The following is a 16,461-nucleotide window of genomic DNA, read 5'->3' as shown; positions in this document are numbered from 1 at the left end:
CCCGAGCCTTCCCGCCAATATCGCCCCACCCGGGCATTAGGACGGAGGCGGGTAACGGTCGATCCTCTCGACCCCGTCGCGACCGTTGCCGCGCAACTCGTACACCCGGAGGATCGGGATGCCGTCGCCGCGGGGGTTCGAGCCATCCACGCGGTCGAACTTCTCGATCAGGTGCCGTGCCATCGCATGGCTGGAGGTGGTGACGACGAAATTGGTATGGTTCCGGCCGGAGATCGCCGAGGCTCGGAGGACATCGAGGAGGCCGACCCTATTCACGTCGTCAAGGTGAATCACGGGTTCGTCGAGGAAGAAGGTTCCCCCGAGGCTTCTGGCCCGGGCGATGAATAGTGCCAGCGCGAGGTCCTGCCGCTGGCCTTGGCTGAAGTTCCGCTCGGGATCGAAGCTTCGGCCGCCGATGTCCGAACGCCATCGAAGGAGATCTTCGCCCTCGCCAAACCCGATGCTTTCGTAGATTTTGTTCGCATGCATGCGCGCGAAAAGCGGGTTGACGGTGTCGCGGAGCGCCTCGACCTGCCGTCGGCTCGCCTCTTGGTAGTGGGCCTCGAACGCATGGTACGCCCTATCCGCCGCCGCCTGCTTTTGCGTGACCGACGCGAGCCGGCCCTGGAGCCGCGAGAGGTCGGCTTCGGCCGCTGCCAAGCCCCGTCGACGCCTTTCACGGGCGATAGCGGCGTCGGCGGCCGCGATATGCGCTTCCGCCCGTTCGAGGCGGGACGTCTCGTCCGCGACCTCCGATCGGACGACGGCGAGGTTCGCCTCAGTCCACGGGCGTTGACCGGCTAGGCGCGCCCAACCGGCGACGAGCGCGTCAAGGCGTGCCTGGATGGATGCCCGGCGGTCTCTTGCCTGCTCGACCGCGGTCGCCCGTTCCGCCTTCGCGGTCATGAGTGCCGCCACGGCGGAGCGTGTGCCCTCCAGCGCTTCTCCGAGCCGTCGCCCTTCGAGACCTGCGGCGGCGACGCGCGCTGCGACTTCCCGGTCTAGGTGGAAGCGGGCCGCGGGCAGCGCCACGTGTTCGTCCAAGGCGACCCCGAAGCCGGTTGCCAGCAGGCCGGCAAGTCCGTCGGTTTCCAGGAGCGCCGCGGCGAGGCGTAGGCACGCGGCTTCCTTCCGGAGCCGTCCCTCGAAGGTGTCCGCCGGCTCCGGGTCGATCCCGGCGGAACGGGAGGACCTCTCGAACCGCTCGATGTTCTGACGGAGCTGGGCGAGCTCCGCGGCGAGGCGCCTCTCGCGCTCCGCGGCCTGCTTGGCCGCGGAAAGGTCCTGACGAGCGGACGCCGTGGCCACTGTCGCCCGGTCGACGGAATCCTGCGCGACGGCCACGAAGGCTGGCGTACGGTCCATGAGGGCCTCTACCTCGGCCATCAACTTCCCGTGCGATTGCCAGTCATGGCCGCAGGTCGGGCAATGCGTGGCATCGTGGTCATGCCGTAGGAACGCCTCCCCGGCGGCACGGAGCCGCTGCAGGGGCCCTGCCTCGCGCTCAAGCCGCTCGACCGCCGCCGCCAAGTCGTGCTCGGCCCGCGAGAGCGCATCTACCAGGCCTTGGATCACGTCCGGACCCCGTACGGCGGATCGGGCCTCGACGAGGGCGGCCTCCGCTTCCGCCTGGCGCGCAGACCAAGTCCGGAGGTCAGGGTATCTGCCAAGCAGCCCCTGCACCTCACGTTCGAGCGCAACCCTGCGTGCGGTCGGCAGGCGTGCCTGGGGGACGGCCTCGCGAACGACATGGATGGTCGGCCGTTCGGGCAAACCGACGTCGGGGGCCAGGAAATCGCATTCGGTCGCGAAAGCGGCCAGTTGCCTCGACAGGTTCGCCCCCTGGTCGACCAGCCTGCGTCCGCGAAGTTCGGCATCCCGGAGGGCTGTCTGCGCGTCCCGGACGCGCGTTTCGGCTTGCCGCAACTCGCCTTCCGCGTTCACGGCCGCCGTCCCGGCGCCGCTTGCGGCGGCATCCTCGGCTTCGAGATCGCGCCGTAGCTCCCGTCGGTTCCGCCATTCCTTCATGACGAGTTGCAACGCGTCTGCCTTCCCCGTCAGACCCTGCCTTCGGCGGGCAATCTCGGCCGCGGCCGCCCCGAGCCGGTCGGCCGACGGTGCGAGACCCAACTCCTTCTCAGCGGCCTCCATTTCCCGCTCGCTGGCCGCGCTCCCCGAGTCGTCGCCGGCGCCGGCCTGCGCTTCATCGACCGCCGCGCGGGCCTTGTCGACTTCCCTTGTCAGTTGGGCGGCGGCCGGTCTCAGGGCATCGGCGTATTGCCTGATCCGGTCCTTGGCATCGGCCTGCTCGCGGACTCCGAGGAGGTCCGAGAAGACGCGGCGCCGGCGCTCGACCGTGTCGTCGTCCGTATCCAGGAGGGCGGCGAGGGTCTCGACCGACAGGAACCGCGCCCCGCGCAGCCACTGCCTACGGAGGGTTGTCGCGGTCCGCTGGTGGCGCCCCGGACCGGCCCCGTCCGGGGCCAGGAACGCCAGCAGGTCTGTCGGTCCAACCGGGGCCGGGGCTTCGCCCGCCTCGGCGATGGACGCCCCTTCGAACCTTCGTTCCAAGACCTTGGCCGCGCCGTTGACCATGATGTCAGCATCGACCTTCGGATATGAGTCGGGTGCGAAGCCGGACCGCAGCTCGTCGAGCCCGGCGGCATCCCGCACCGACAGGCGCTCGACCGCTGCGGTAAGGAGCCATTCGGCCGCGTCGCAAAGCGTGGTCTTCCCCGTGCCGTTCGAGGCGTACACGAGGGTGAGGGGCGAGCGTAGGTCGAGTTCGAGCCGCCCGGTGATGCCACGGAACGCCTCGATCCCGAGGCGGTCGATCCTCAGCGAGGTCAAGCGCCGTCCCCCTCTCGGTCCTGGTCGACCGCTTTGCGGAAGCCGAGCCTCTCTATCCGTTCCCACAAGGCCGCGGCCTCCGGGTCGAGCTCGGGGGCGGCCACGACCTGGTCGGGTGCGCCAAGGTCGGGGAAGCCGAGCACGCTGACGGCGGCCAGCCCCCGCCATCCGCAGGGACTTTCCGTGCAGGGCCAGACCACCTGCTTGCGGCAGACGATGGTGGACAGCTCGACGTTACGGACGAAGGAACGCGCCGTCTCGTGTCCCGGCGGGGCCGGCAGGCCGATCACTAGGTAGCCGTCGACCGGGCGGTCGCTGCTCTCGGCCTCGGTCAACACGTCGTCAAGCCAAGCTTCGCCCTCGTTCGCCGCGTCGGCAAGAGCGTCCTCGGCCGCGGGCCAGAACGCCACGCGCGCATAGGCGCCGCTCCAGAACGCCGCTTCGGCCGGCGGTACCACGGGCGTTTGCGGCATATCCGGCATCTCGGGCACGCGGCGGATGTCGACGTCCGCGCACAGCGCGTCGAGGATCTGGTACGGCCAAGCCATGCCCTCAGCCTCCGCCGCCGATTACGTCGCGCAGGAGGTGCGTCAGGAAGCCGGCGATCCTCTCCGCGTCCAGGTCCGCGTCATGGTCGAGGTAAAGCTCCTCCAGGAGCGCAAGGTCGATGCACGTCGCCCGCCGGCTCCCGCGCGGCTGCGTGATGTCCCGGCTCGCCGTGCGCCCGGGACCGAAGCCCCCAGCATCATTCGAGGGGGGTGGGGCCGTCCAGTCGGAGCGCCTGTCGAATTCGACCGGGCCGGCCCGCAGCGGAAGGCCACGGGACGGGGAGCCGACCACGACGAGAGGCGGGTGTCCACCGGCCTGCGCCGTCCAGGCCTGCAGGATGCGGTACATCCGCGTGCCGATCTGCTTGCGAGCCTTCCAGACCAGGATATGGGCGTCGGCGTCGCGGAACCTGAGCTGGCCATCCAGGCCGGTCCGGCCATGCGGCACCAACTCGTCGAACGTGCACAGGACAGCCAGCGCGTGGATCGCGGCCTCCAACTCCGGCATGGAGAGGTACAGGTCGTCGGTGATGTCCTCCGCGGCGGGCTCGGTCCCGCGCAACAGCGAGCGGAGGATGTCGCCGGCGTCCGGCGATGCGCGTCCCTCAAGGTGCGCCCGCAGCACGGCGAGCCCCTGGGCTACGCGCGGACTGTAGGCGTCTTGCCCGGGATGGCGCCGCGTGAGCCGATGGGTCTCGTAGGTCACGGCGCAGGCGTGCGGTGTGAATGCTGCGCCGATGCCGTCCCCGTCCAATGGGAAGCATGTCGCAGCCTGCCAGAGGTGAAGTCCCGTCACAGGGCCAACCCTGGCCACGAGTATCGGGCCGCCGACCACGCAGGGGCCGCAGTCGCGGATGACCAGCCCCTCCGCAGACGCTCCGACCGACACCGGGCGACCGCTCGGGAACGGCGTGGCTCCCCTCGGATAGGCCTGCTTGCTGGCGTAGACTCCGCTCAGCGAGCGCCACTTGTCCTCGTCCTCCATCTCGCGGGGGCGGCCGTAGGCTTGGTTCGCAATCGCCATGACCACGGTTCGGTTCGGTGCGGCGTCGGCGACAACCGACCCGATGGCATGCTGCCAATTCCAATCCCAAGGCCTCGTCTGGAGCAGCGAGCCGGTGACTAGGACCGGCTTGCCGCCGGGGTTCTCCGCGATGGCTCTGGCGACCCGCTGCCGGGGCGACGACCCCGATGCGTCCGGCTCCTGGAGGAGATCCGCGCAGACAAGGGGGAACACGTCCACGTCCGAGAAGGACAGGCGGACGATGTTGCGCCCGCGGTCGAGCCCCCGGTGCGGGGCCTCCGTCCTCTGCTCGGGGAAGTTCTTCAACGCGGCGACGCAGCTGGTCCCCGCCCCAGGGCTGTGTATCCAGCACCACAGGCCGTTGTACACTCTGTCTCCGGCCCGCACCTCCCTGTCGGTGTCCCAGCCCGCGTATCGCCGCGTCGCGCCCTCCGTACCAAGCCACTCGCGCAGCCAAGTCCCGGGCGTCATCCCGAACCCGGCGATGAGCACGAGCGGTCGGTCGGCGGCGCGGACGAGGTCGTCGACGGCGGCCCAGTCGGGTGAGCCGAAGGCGTATTCCGGGGCGAGCAGGACGGTCGCCGTGCCGCCGGTGGCGAGCTCGTCGACGACTGGTTGGGTCCAGGCGTCGTCCCGACCGTGCAAAAGGTCCCGCAGCGCGGCCACCACGTGGGCCCGCGTCGTGTCCCCGGTGATGGCCGCGTCCGCGACGATCATGGACTGCAGGATACATACGGGTATCCCGCCGCCGTCGATCAAGGGGAAGTCGCATGAGAAGCTGATGATGCCCTGCGCACCGGCGATTGCGTCGATGGGTTGAGCGACCACGGTACCCTGGCATCAATCGGGGGCTGGGACGCCCCAGGGGCGGCAGGGATCAGAAATGGAACAAATCGCGCCCTCAAAGCAAGCGTTTCGAACCCTGCGCGGCGGGGGCGGATGAAGATTGCGGCTCACTGGTGCACGTGAGGGGCGTGAAGCATCTCCTTCAGGTCGTAGAGCTGTCTTTGAATCGGCGACGCGCGTGGTCAGCTCTAGGTCATTTTCGTTGTCGAAGTTCGCCCCAGCCTATGTTTGCTTTCGGGTAGCTCTCGCAGCTGTTTGTACGACCGGTTTGGGTCGATTCTGTTTAAGAAACTCGGATTGGGGTCGAAGCAGCGCTGGGAAGGGTGCCGGACGGAGAAGGTCCTACTATCAAACTGCCAAGAGCACCTCGCAGGGATGTGACTGCATCATCGGCGATAGACAGATCTCTTCATGCCAGCTGCCTTGAATGACGCTTGAGATGCTGTCTCCGAGTTTTCCAACGAAATCGGTCGAAAGGAGCCCCTTGCTGAGGGTACCAAGCGTCAGATGTCGACCACTAGGTAGGGGACTCATTCAGGTCCATGCGATGACAGAGGAAACTAGCGCGACGGCTGCGAGATAGTTGCAGGCTAGGCGATCGTAGCGGGTCGCGACGCGCCGCCAATTTTTGAGGTGGCCGAACAGCCGCTCGATCCGATTGCGCCGCCGGTAGGCGACCCGGCTGTGCTTATAGGGTACCGTCCGGGTGGCCGTGGATGGGATGGTGGCGATCACCCGGTGGCTCTTCAGCCAATCTCTCAAGCTCTGTGCGTCGTAGGCCTTGTCGGCGATCAGACGCTTGGGCGGCACCACAGCGCACAGCAGGGGCAGCGCCATGGTGATGTCGGCCACGTTGCCGGGCGTCAGGGCGAACGCGACCGGTCGGCCACGATCATCGGCCAAGCAATGGATTTTGCTCGTGAACCCGCCTCGCGAGCGGCCGATCGCCTGGCTCCAGGCCCCCCTTTTCCGCCGGCAGCCGAGCGGTGGGCCTTCACGTGGGACGCGTCGAGCATCAACTCATCTGGCACGGGGCCTGTGGCCGCGAACTTGGCGAACAGCCGCTGCCAGATTCCGCGCTGAGACCATCTGTTGTAGCGGTTGTAGACCGTCGTGTGCGGACCGTAAGCGGAGGGCGTGTCCTGCCAGCGGCAGCCGACCTTCAGCACATGCAGAATGCCGCTGATCACTCGCCTGTCGTCGACCCGGGGCTTGCCCGGTTGGCCGTGCGGCAGGTGCGGCTCGATCCGCCCCCAGGCTTCATCGGAGAGCCAGAACAACCGTGCCATCGCGAACCTCCTGCGCTGGAAACCCCAATCTCAGGACGAAAACACGAGCAACAGCAGTTGGTTGTATGAGTTCCCTACCTAGGCCTCGTCGCCCTTCGACGCGATGCGGTGACGCCTCATCTTCTCCCACATTGTCGTCCGCGAGATCCCGAGGGCCGCCGCCGCCGCGATGACCCCGCCGGCATCCGCGAGGGCACGCCTGATCTCCCGGCTTTCCGCCTCGTCGCGTGCGGCTTCCAGGGACAGGGGACGCTCTTGAGGAGCGCTGGCCGCCGGTGCCCGGTCCGGGAAAAGGTCGCCCGTCAGCAGGTGCCGACCCTGCGCGAGCGCCACGGCCCGCTCCATGCGGTTGCGAAGCTCGCGTACGTTGCCCGGCCAGGCATGGTTGCGAAGGTCGTGCATGGCGTGCGCACCGATGCCGGAAATCTCGGCTCCGAGTTCCGCGACCATCGTGTCGAGGAAGCGGTTGGCGAGCCATTCCACGTCGTCGGGGCGCGCTCGAAGCGGGGGCACCGGCACCGTCAACACGTTGATGCGGTAGTACAGGTCCTCCCGGAACGTGCCAGCCTCGACTCGTTTGGGCAGGTCGGCGTTCGTGGCGCAGACCAGCCTGGCCGTGAGCGGGATCGCGGTTTCGCCGCCCAGTCGGTGGAAGGCCCGCTCCTCGATCACGCGCAGGAGCTTGGCCTGCAGCTTCAGGTCGAGCTCGCCGATCTCGTCGAGAAACAGGACGCCGTTGCGGGCCCGCTCCGCATAGCCGAGGTGCCGGGCTGTCGCCCCGGTGAAGGCCCCCCTCTCATGCCCGAAAAGCTCGCTCTCCATCAGGTCCTTCGGGATGGCGGCGCAGTTCACGGCGACGAAGGGCCCGGGGTCGGGCCGGCGAAGCTCGTGGAGGTACCGGGCGCAGACGTCCTTCCCGACGCCGGTCTCACCGGTCAGGAGGACGGTCGAGGAGATGCGCCCGACCCTCCGAAGCAGGCGCTCGACATCGAGCATGGCCGGCGAGATCCCGAGGACCGCGGTGCCCGGCCGCTCCAGGGGCTTCACCAACTGCTCGACGCGTCCGAGGAAGACGGACATCTCGAACGGCTTGGTGAGGTAGTCGCCTGCTCCGGCGCGCATCAGCCTCACCGCCTGGTCGATGTCGGCGTGCGCCGTCACGAACAGGAAGGGCGGCACGTCGGCCATCGCCGAGGCGGCGGCGAACACGTCCTCGCCCGTCCCGTCCGGGAGGCGGATGTCCGAGATGACGAGGTCCGCCGCATGCAGCCCGAGGTCTCTGACTGCGTCCGCGCGCCCCCTCGACCACCGCACCCTGGCGCCTTCCAAGGTTAGGCGGTCGACGAGGGACTCCCCCATGATGGGGTCGTCCTCGATCAAGGCGATCGAGCGGCCCTCAAGCGACATCGGCGAGCTCCCGAGTGACAGCCGGCGGGACCTCGACCGTGATCAACGTCCCGGCCGGTTCGCGGCGCGCGAACGCGAGGGTCCCCCCGACTTCCCCGACGAGGCGCCGGACCATCCACAACCCCAGGCCGTTCCCGCGCCCGGATCCCGTAGCGCCGGCCTCCCGCTCCCCGCTGAGCACGTTCCGGCCGGCCGCATCCAGGCCGGAGCCCGTGTCCTGCACGACGAGGTGCAGCATCCCGGACTCGGCCAGCTTGGCCGAGAAGCCAACCTCGCCATCCGGCGGCGTCGCCTGGCAGGCGTTCAGGAGCAGGTTCAGGGCGATCTGCCTGATGGCGCCAGCCGGGACAGCGACGGCGCGATCCACCGTGTTGTCCCAGGTGAGGACTTGGCCGCGCCGCTGGATCTCCGGCCCGAGCAGCAGCCGTAGGTCGTCGAGGTCGGACGGTTCGAGATCCCGCACGTGCTGGTCGGCCCGGTGCGTGACCAAGGTCGCGCGCACGACGTCACGGATTCCTTTCAACCCGCGCTCGACCAACTCGATGCTGCGCCGGCGGACATCGGGGCGCTCGCCATGGGCCTTCAGGGTATCGATGGCGTTGAAGAGGCCGCCCAGGGGATTGTTGATCTCGTGCGCCATCCCCGAGGCGAGGCGTCCGAGGCTGGCCAGGCGCTCCTCCTCGGCGAGGCGCAGGGCCAGCGCCTCACGCTCCCGGACGGCTTCCACCATTCGGTTGAAGGTCCCGTACAACTGGCGGAACTCGGCGCCGGCCCGACACGCCTCCTCGGCGGGGACCGGCGTGACGGTCTCGCCGCTGGCCTGGAGATGGCGGGTCAGAACCCGGACCGGTCGCATCATGCGGCGCACCGTGAGCCACGCCAACGCCGCCAGGACAAGCGTGACCCCGACGTTGGTGGCGATGAGGGTCCACTGAACGGTCCGGCGCTCCGCCAACATGGGAGCGGTGTCGAAGCTCGCGTATAGCCGTCCGATCTCGCGCCCGCCGGAAGACAGGTCCCGCCGGGCGAGGGCCCGGATCCCATCGGCGCGAACGGACAGCGCCGAGGCTGGGGCGGCCTCGCGGGTGAACGCCTGCGGCAGGGCGGACCATGAGGGGAAGGCCCGCGGATCCGAGGCGGCGAGCACGAGGCCCTCCGGAGTGGCCACGACCGTGTCTGTCGGCCTCAGCCCGGCGTGGTCCTGTCGGGCCCGGTCGAGCGCGTCGTAGGCTTCCCAGACGTCCTCGCGGATGACCGGATCTGTCACCGCGGCGGCGAGGCCGTCGAGGTTGGCGGCCGCGACCTCCCGCAACCGGCGGGTCTGGGCCTCGTCGAGGCGCGTGAGGACTTGCCAGGAGACGATGCCCGCCACAGCGGCCAGGAAGACCACGACCACGAGCGGCAGCCGCACCGCCATCGGGAGCGTGCGGCGGCTCATCCGGGCAGGCCTCGGACGAGCGCGATTTTGCGCGCGATCGGATCGTAGAGGCCGGCATCCTCCTGGCGGAAACCGTCGAGGCGCAGCATCGCGAGGACCGCGCGACCCTCGGCATCCCCGGTCATGGCCGACAACGCGTCCCGGAACCGCGCCGCCTTGTCGGACGCGGCGGCGCCGGCGGCGATCGCCAGCGGCGGGAACGGCAGCCACTCGGAGGCGCGCACGATGCGCGTGCGCGCAACGAGGGCGGGGTCGGTCTCGCGCATAACCTCGTAGACGTAGCCGTCCACGCTGCCGCTGTCGGCGAGCCCGGAGGCGACCGCGCGCACGACATTGCGGTGGCCCCAGGTGAAGAAGGTGCGGCGGAAGAAGCGGTCCGGGGAGCTGCCCCCGGTCGCGAGCTCGGCTGCCGTGACGAGCCAGCCACTGTTGCTGTCCGGGTCAGAGAACGCGTGGATGTCGCCCTGCAGGTCCGGAAGCCGCTCGGCGTTTCGCCCGCTCGACGTAATCAGGTACGACCGATAGAGCGGCCGGCCCCGCCAGACAGGCACCGCGGCCAGGGCGAGCCGCGGTTGGTAGGCGACGAACGGGAAGCCGCAGATCCAGGCCGCGTCGAGCTCACCCGAGATCAGGAGTGCCGTGATCTCCTGGTAGGTGCGCCTGGTGACGAGCCTGACGGGCCGGTTCAGCGCGCGTTCGAGGTACCCCTGCAGGCGTGCCAGGAGTTCGAGGTCGGAGGTCAGGCAGACGGGGGTGAGGCCGAACCTGAACGCGTCCGGGCCGAGCGTCGAGGCACGCGCGTGGAGCGGTACGGTCGCGAGAGCCGCCGCTGCCGGCAGGAACGCCCTGCGGGATGGCGTCTGCGGCCTCATCCCGAACCCCTCCCGAGAAGCCGGCCCGGAGCCCGCTTCCAGGGCATGTTAGGCGTCCGGCGCCCGGACCGGCAAGGGCCGACTCGGCGGCCGACGGTCATCGCGCACCGAGGACGGGAAGCCAGAGGGCGAGCGCCGCCAGCGTGACGAGAAGGACCGGCGGCGTGATGGTCAGGCCGACCTTCATGTACTGGCCCCAGGTGATCCGCTGGCCCTTGCTGGCGAGGACGTGCAGCCACAGCAGGGTCGCCAGGCTTCCGATGGGTGTGAACTTCGGGCCGAGGTCGCATCCGATGACGTTGGCGTAGACCATGAGTTCGCGGGTCAGAGGCGACAGGTCCGGCGCCTGCTGGATCGACAGCGCGCCCACCAAGACGCTCGGCATGTTGTTCATCACCGAGGACAGGATGGCGGCCGCGAAGCCGGTGCCGATGGTGGCGACCCACGGCCCGTGCCCGGCGAGCCAGGTCAGACCCTGCGCGAGGTAATCGGTGAGCCCGGCGTTCCGCAGCCCGTAGACCACGAGGTACATACCGAGGCTGAACAGGACGATCTGCCAAGGAGCGCCGGTCAGGACCTTCCGGATCGGGATCACGCCGGTCCGGCCGGCGAGCGCCAGCAGCGCGGCGGCCCCGGCGCAGGTGACGACGGAGACCGGCACCCCGAACGGCGCGGTGACGAAGTAGGCGATGAGCAGGAGGCCGAGCAGCGGGAAGGCCGCGCGGAACACGAGCGGGTCCCTGATGGCGGCGCGGGGCGGCTCCAGCTCGGCGACGGGATACGCATCCGGGACGTCCCGCCGGTAGTAGGCCCAGAGCACGACGAGGGTTGCGGCCAGCGATACCAGGTCGACCGGCACCATGACGGCGGCGTACCGGCCGAAGCCGATGTCGAAGTAGTTGGCGCTGACGATGTTCACGAGGTTCGAGATGACCAGCGGCAGGCTGGTCGAATCCGCCACGAAGCCGCAGGCGACGATGAAGGCCAGGGCCGCGGACGGCCTGAAGTCGAGCCGCAGCAGGATGGCCAGGACGATGGGCGTCAGGAGCAGGGCCGCGCCGTCGTTGGCGAACACAGCCGCGATGGCGGCGCCGAGCAAGACCACGAGCGGGAACAGCAGTCGGCCTCGACCGCCGCCCCAGCGGGCGATGTGCAACGCCGCCCAGTGGAAGAACCCGGCCTCGTCCAGCAGCAGCGAGATGATGATCAGGGCGACGAAGGTGAAGGTTGCGTCCCAGACGATGTGCCAGACGGTCGGGATGTCCTCAGCGTGAATAACGCCCGTAGCCAGGGCGACGGCGGCGCCGATCAGGGCGCTCCACCCGATCCCGAACCCCTTGGGTTGCCAGATGACGAACACGAGGGTGACGGCGAAGATGATGAACGCGAGCATCGCGGCCTGTTCTGCCTGAAGTTGGGGTCGGGTTCGGGCCGCGCGGGAGCGCGGGCGGTCCGGGGAGCGGACCGCCCTGCGGCAGCACGTCAGATGATGGGTGGAGGGGTCCTAGGCGCTGGCGACGCGGCGGCCGTGCTCGTCGACGACGCGCTCGCCATCCTCCTTGGAGAACTCGCCCTGCTGCGTCGGCAGGAGATCGAGGACCTCCTCCGAGGGCCTGCACAGGCGCACGCCCTTCGGGCTCACCACCAGGGGGCGGTTCATCAGGATCGGGTGCTCGCCGATGGCGTCGAGGAGTTGCTCGTCGGTCAGGGCGGGGTCGGACAGCCCGAGCTCCGCGAAAGGCGTGCCCTTCTCGCGCAGGAGCTCCCGGACGGTGATGCCCGCCCGCCGGGCGAGGTCGCGCACCATGGTGCGGCTCGGCGGCGTCTTAAGGTATTCGATCACGTGCGGCTCGACGCCGGCGTTGCGGATGAGGGCCAGGGTGTTGCGCGAGGTCCCGCAATCCGGGTTGTGGTAGATCACCACGTCCATCACGCGACCTCCGGCCGGGGCGAGGTGGCGCCGGCGAGCTGCCCGATCTCGCGGACCCTGGAGGATAGTGCGACCTGGTCGAGGCTGGTGATCGGCAGCGCGACGAAGGCCGAGATCCGGTTCTTGAGGTAGCGCTGCGCGGTGATGAAGGCGGTCTTCTTCTCGATGTCCGTCCCCTCGACGGCTGCGGGATCCTCGATTCCCCAGTGCGCGGTCACCGGTTGACCCGGCCAGTAAGGGCAAGTCTCCCCAGCGGCGTTGTCACAGACCGTGAACACGAAATCCATCACCGGCGCATCGGGGCCGGCAAACTCGTCCCAGGACTTCGAGCGCAGGCCCTCGGTCGGGTAATCGCTCTCGCGGAGCACCTGAACGGCCATCGGGTTCACGTCCGCCTTAGGCTGGCTGCCAGCGGAGAACGCGCGGAAGACCCCCTTGCCCTCTTTGTTGAGCATGGACTCGGCCAGGATAGAGCGGGCCGAATTGCCCGTGCAGAGGAATAGGACGTTGTAGACGCGGTCAGGCATGGGCGATGTCTCCCTTGGGGCTGCAGCAGGCGGCCAGCGCCTCGACCGCCGGGGCGCAGACCTCCGGGCGTCCTTGGCAGCAGTCGCTCATCAGAAAGGCGATCAGACCGGACAGCGCCGGAAACGCGGCGCTGTAGATGATCGACCGACCCTCGCGGCGGGACTGGACCAGCCCCGCGTGTTCCAGTTCCTTGAGGTGGAACGACACGGTGGACGCCGAGACGCCGACTTCCACGGCCAAGGCGCCCGAGGCCGACCCTTCGGGACCAGCGGTCACGAGCGAGCGCACGAGCCGCAGGCGGTGTTCCTGGCCGAGGGCAACGAAGGCGGCGAGGGCTTGCCGTTCGTCCATTTTCGTTCCAACCTTACGACGATCGCTTGAACGTATGAGAAAGCTTCGTCTTGGACAAGCCCCTTCAGCCTTTCACCGACGGCCTGCCGAACCTGAGCGAAGCCCATTTCGCTCTGCCGACGCCCGCGCAGCTCCAGGTTCCGAAGCCCTTCACACACGCGCCTCGGTTCCTGGTCCTCTACGGCTCGCTGCGGGAGCGCTCGTTCAGCCGCTTCCTCGCCCATGAGGCCGCCCGGCTCCTGGAGGCCATGGGCGGCGAGGTCCGGATCTACGACGCGCACAGCTTGCCGCTGCCCGACGACACGGCGGCCGACCACCCGAAGGTGCAGGAGCTGCGCAACCTCTCGATCTGGTCGGAAGGCCAGATCTGGGTGTCGCCGGAGCGGCACGGCAACCTGACCGGCGTGATGAAGAGCCAGATCGACTGGCTGCCGCTTAGCGAGGGTTCGGTCCGCCCGACCCAGGGGCGGACCCTGGCCGTGATGCAGGTCTCGGGCGGGTCGCAGAGCTTCAACGCGGTCAATTCCCTGCGCGTGCTCGGACGCTGGATGCGGATGATCACCATACCGAACCAGTCGTCCGTGCCGATGGCCTACAAGGAATTCGACGAGGCCGGACGCATGAAGCCGGGACCGCTCTACGACCGCGTGGTGGACGTGTGCGAGGAGCTGATGAAATTCACGCTCCTGACCCGGGAGCGCGCCGACTACCTCGTGGACCGCTACAGCGAGCGCAAGGAGAGAGAACCAGAGCGGCTCAAGGCCGTCGCCGCCGACATCGGCTTCACCAAGGGGGTGCCATGACCCAGCGCGACCACTTCCGGCTGATTACGGCGGGGTTCTTGCTGATCTACCTCGCCACGATGGGAGCACTCGTAGCGCTCGGCATGCCGTTCCTCGAGGGTGCTCGCAACGAGATCTTGATGTTCGTCATTCTGCCGATCGGCACGATCGGCTTGATCTTGACCATAGTCGCGCACCGGGTGAGCACGGATCCTTCAGCCGAAAATTGGACGGACTCGATCTGAGCTCGGCCGCAACGTTGAGATCTTCTCACGCGCATCTGCGGCTGAGATCCTGCCGTATCGGGCGAGCACATCCGCAACCGCATCGAGCGCTGGCCGGTCGGCCGAGAGCAGACCGACCGCGCGATCGAGACACGTCCGTAGGAGCGCGTCCACGCGCCTTCGCAGTCCCGGCTCCTGCTGCAGCCACGAAAAGAGGTCGAGCCAACCGGCAGGGGCCGCGAACACAAGGCCGTTTCCGAGCCCATGAGACAACTCCATTTCGGCCAGTAGCCTTGTCGCCAAAGCGAGGTCGGAGTCGCTTCTTCCGCCGGCGCCGAGCCCCACGTCGCCGAGCGCGACACGTTCGCCGGCGACACCGGCGAGAAGGATTACAGCCTCCGCCAAGCTAGAAGAGCGGGTCCTGTCGAATCCCGGATCGCGCTTGAACAGGGTGTGCCCGGCCTCGACGCCGACCACCTCTCGATTGACGACCGCTTCGACAGGCGTCGAGCCGGTCTCTGGCTCGAGAAGCAGGGCTGTGATCAGGTGTGCCGCCTCATGGATGCAGGACCTTTTGAAGGCAGCACCCGAGAGGTGCACGGTTGCTGGAAGGCTTGCTTCGAGATCGGTGACCGCAAGGAAGCGATCGGCAACTCGGGCGAGACGCCGTCCGCTTCTAACGACCTGTTCGAGCGCGGCCCCCGAAGCGCCTTCCAGCCGCTTCGCGATGGGGACCAGGTCGTGCCCGGCGAGATCGCCGGCGAGGTGATATTGCAGGATCCCGATCCTGGCCTCCAAGTCGGGCAACGGGATCACGATGTGCCGATCGAGGCGTCCGGGTCGCCTGAGGCCGGCGTCGACGACCTCGGGATAGTTGGTCGCCCCGACCACGACTACGCCTTCCCGGTCATCGACGCCGTCGAGGCATTCCAGCAGGGCGTTGATGACTTCGCGGTTGTAGGTTGCGTTGTGGCCGCTGAGCTTGGCGCGATCGCCAAAGCTATCGATCTCATCGATGAACAGCACCGACGGCGCCGTGGCCTTCGCCAACGCGAAGGCTTCGCGCATGGCCTTCAGAACGTCGTTCAGATGCCCCCGGGTCTGCCATTCTGCCAGCGAATGGACGTGGACCGGCACTCCACAAGTGCGGCCAAGTGCTTGCGCGAAGGTGGTTTTTCCACATCCAAAGGGCCCTGATAGAAGCGCTCCCCGGTCGACGTCGCGCCATCGAATGCGCCCCGCGCGATAGTCCTGCAGGTCTCGCGCGAGGGTCTTTCCCCATTCTGCCGCTTCGCCCAATCCATGCAGATCCGTGATGGCTGGACCCGCCTTCGAACGCCGCACCACGCCGGGCTGCCAAGCCATGCGATTTTCAGCGAGGCGGCGCAATCGCTCGATCGCTCGGCTGCAACCGGCTCCAGGCCGGATCGCCGATCCGTAGGCGGAGAGAGGGATGACGGCGAGCATCTCTTTTGGCAGCGGCGTCGCCGGGATCTGTCCCATCACGGCTCTGAAGGCGGCTTTCACGATGATCCAATCAGGCCTGTCCAGCTTTGCGCAGCCGTCGATCATCGCAGCGGAGTCCGAAGACAAGCTTGTTCTGCTGCCGACGATGAAGACGGTCGTGATATCCTCACGGCCTTCCTGCTGCAGGAGGTCGATGCCTAAGGATGCAGGTGTCTGCGACTTGTGCGAGACGAGATCGACCACGTGCCAGCCGGACCGCTCGTTTCGCGCGCCGTCACCCAACAGAGTGCACGCTGCCCAATCGACGAACTTTGCGTCGCTCGGATCGTCGATGGCGAGCGTCGCGACACCTGCGCCCCCCTTCAGGATGCGCTGAAGTCCGACCCGCCGGAAAGCTCGGACGATCAGGGCGCGGCAGATGAACTCAGCGCCCGTCGCAGGATGCGGGGGGATCCCGCTGCCCGACCGGGTAGATGCCTTGGGGGGCTGCTTCGACGGCGACGTTCGAAACTTCACTGGGCGCCTCCTGGCGCCGGACGCGGCAGCAGGCGGTAGAATCTCGACCACGTCCGGGCGTAGCCGGTCGTTGGGTCGAACGTGAAGAGTTGGCTTGTGTGGCAGGTGTGTCCGTCTGGAATGTAGGGGTGGCCGAGCACGATCCCTGTTAGGTGCGGGACGGGAGCGAGGCACACCTTCCATTCCATGAGAAGAGGTGCCTCCTGCAGGTCGCTCGATCCCGGATGTTCGCCGCGAGCGATGCGATCGAGATCGTCGGATAGTCGGCGAAGCTGATCTGCAACTCGAGCGAGATCCGGGAAGGGACCGAGGCCGCGATGTAGGACAGGCACGGGCATGACTCCTCGTTCCGGCACGCTCTCGCGACCGATTGATTGCAGGGACGTTCA

General features: G+C 68.3%; 15 protein-coding genes. 2 read left to right on the top strand and 13 right to left on the bottom strand.

Annotated features, from left to right (window positions below):
* Positions 1–36: 36 nt before the first annotated feature.
* The 11 genes from ASG32_RS04570 to ASG32_RS04520 all read right to left on the bottom strand — a co-directional run bounded on the left by ASG32_RS04570 (position 37) and on the right by ASG32_RS04520 (position 13,083).
* On the bottom strand, positions 37–2,850 hold the full coding sequence (locus tag ASG32_RS04570; protein WP_056523061.1) for an AAA family ATPase: 2,814 nt from the start codon (positions 2,848–2,850) through the stop codon (positions 37–39).
* On the bottom strand, positions 2,847–3,398 hold the full coding sequence (locus ASG32_RS34350) for a hypothetical protein (RefSeq protein ID WP_056523059.1): 552 nt from the start codon (positions 3,396–3,398) through the stop codon (positions 2,847–2,849). The genes ASG32_RS04570 and ASG32_RS34350 overlap by 4 nt, the downstream gene beginning before the upstream one ends.
* 4 nt (positions 3,399–3,402) lie before the next feature.
* A complete protein-coding gene (locus ASG32_RS04560) occupies positions 3,403–5,250 on the bottom strand; it encodes an ABC-three component system protein (protein WP_056523057.1) in 1,848 nt (615 codons plus the stop codon).
* Between the two features lie 552 nt (positions 5,251–5,802).
* A protein-coding gene (locus tag ASG32_RS32155; protein WP_107351920.1) for an IS5 family transposase occupies positions 5,803–6,557 on the bottom strand; the annotation gives its coding sequence in 2 pieces (ribosomal slippage) (positions 5,803–6,227 and positions 6,227–6,557; 756 coding nt in all).
* Positions 6,558–6,635: 78 nt separating this feature from the next.
* A complete protein-coding gene (locus ASG32_RS04550; protein WP_056523054.1) occupies positions 6,636–7,964 on the bottom strand; it encodes a sigma-54 dependent transcriptional regulator in 1,329 nt (442 codons plus the stop codon).
* Positions 7,954–9,402: a HAMP domain-containing sensor histidine kinase gene (locus tag ASG32_RS04545; protein WP_244491804.1), complete on the bottom strand. Its 1,449-nt coding sequence runs from the start codon at positions 9,400–9,402 to the stop codon at positions 7,954–7,956. Before ASG32_RS04545 ends, ASG32_RS04550 begins: the two co-directional genes overlap by 11 nt.
* Positions 9,399–10,274, bottom strand: a complete 876-nt coding sequence (locus tag ASG32_RS04540) for a PhnD/SsuA/transferrin family substrate-binding protein (RefSeq protein WP_056523052.1) — start codon at positions 10,272–10,274, stop codon at positions 9,399–9,401. Before ASG32_RS04540 ends, ASG32_RS04545 begins: the two co-directional genes overlap by 4 nt.
* Positions 10,275–10,371: 97 nt before the next feature.
* Positions 10,372–11,667, bottom strand: coding sequence for an arsenic transporter (locus ASG32_RS04535; protein ID WP_056523050.1), 1,296 nt, complete (start codon positions 11,665–11,667; stop codon positions 10,372–10,374).
* Between the two features lie 111 nt (positions 11,668–11,778).
* Entirely contained in the window at positions 11,779–12,204 is a 426-nt protein-coding gene (gene arsC, locus ASG32_RS04530) for an arsenate reductase (glutaredoxin) (RefSeq protein WP_056523048.1), read from the bottom strand.
* Complete coding sequence (locus tag ASG32_RS04525) at positions 12,204–12,731, bottom strand: arsenate reductase ArsC (protein WP_056523046.1); 528 nt, start codon at positions 12,729–12,731, stop codon at positions 12,204–12,206. Before ASG32_RS04525 ends, arsC begins: the two co-directional genes overlap by 1 nt.
* Positions 12,724–13,083, bottom strand: coding sequence for a metalloregulator ArsR/SmtB family transcription factor (locus tag ASG32_RS04520; protein ID WP_056523043.1), 360 nt, complete (start codon positions 13,081–13,083; stop codon positions 12,724–12,726). The genes ASG32_RS04525 and ASG32_RS04520 overlap by 8 nt, the downstream gene beginning before the upstream one ends.
* Positions 13,084–13,133: 50 nt before the next feature.
* Here ASG32_RS04520 and arsH point away from each other — a divergent pair, with 50 nt between their 5' ends.
* A complete protein-coding gene (gene arsH / locus ASG32_RS04515; protein ID WP_056523041.1) occupies positions 13,134–13,886 on the top strand; it encodes an arsenical resistance protein ArsH in 753 nt (250 codons plus the stop codon).
* Positions 13,883–14,110, top strand: coding sequence for a hypothetical protein (locus ASG32_RS04510; protein ID WP_056523039.1), 228 nt, complete (start codon positions 13,883–13,885; stop codon positions 14,108–14,110). Before arsH ends, ASG32_RS04510 begins: the two co-directional genes overlap by 4 nt.
* On the opposite strand, the gene ASG32_RS32150 is transcribed toward ASG32_RS04510, so the two are convergent.
* Entirely contained in the window at positions 14,081–16,072 is a 1,992-nt protein-coding gene (locus ASG32_RS32150; protein WP_082557740.1) for an ATP-binding protein, read from the bottom strand. The two genes, ASG32_RS04510 and ASG32_RS32150, sit on opposite strands and share 30 nt — an antisense overlap.
* Entirely contained in the window at positions 16,069–16,410 is a 342-nt protein-coding gene (locus tag ASG32_RS35760; RefSeq protein WP_348271883.1) for a DUF6634 family protein, read from the bottom strand. Before ASG32_RS35760 ends, ASG32_RS32150 begins: the two co-directional genes overlap by 4 nt.
* Positions 16,411–16,461 lie beyond the last annotated feature (51 nt).

It is taken from the genome of Methylobacterium sp. Leaf361 (assembly GCF_001424445.1).
Classification (GTDB): domain Bacteria; phylum Pseudomonadota; class Alphaproteobacteria; order Rhizobiales; family Beijerinckiaceae; genus Methylobacterium.
Note: the sequence above shows the minus strand (reverse complement) of the source record. Positions and strands in the feature narration are given on the sequence as shown.